The 272-nt window shown below is 27.9% G+C and carries 1 protein-coding gene; it reads right to left on the bottom strand.

Translation table 11 applies throughout. The annotated features are described in order from the left end of the window. On the bottom strand, positions 1–272 hold a 272-nt coding region (locus SCA31_RS23460; protein WP_410699422.1), incomplete at both ends, for a hypothetical protein.

Below are 272 nucleotides of genomic sequence, written 5' to 3'. Positions count from 1 at the left end.
CTAAATTTTTAATATTTACTATTGACATTTTCTTATCTCTTTGTAAAAGTTCATTTTCTTTCTGTATTCTCGCAAACTTTTCTCTATAATCTACAGCCTTCTTATAGTCAGTTTCCAAACTATCTCTTAAAAAATTATACTGTTGGGAGTAGTATATTGCAGAATCATAATCTTGTTTCACAGAATATGCCAGATACAATCCATCTAAAGCTTTTAGTTTTTCTGACTTATTTTGTGAGGTTTTTGAGGTTTCTAAGGTGTTTTTATAAAAC

This window comes from Chryseobacterium sp. SIMBA_028 (assembly GCF_046535285.1).
Classification (GTDB): domain Bacteria; phylum Bacteroidota; class Bacteroidia; order Flavobacteriales; family Weeksellaceae; genus Chryseobacterium.
Note: the sequence above shows the minus strand (reverse complement) of the source record. Positions and strands in the feature narration are given on the sequence as shown.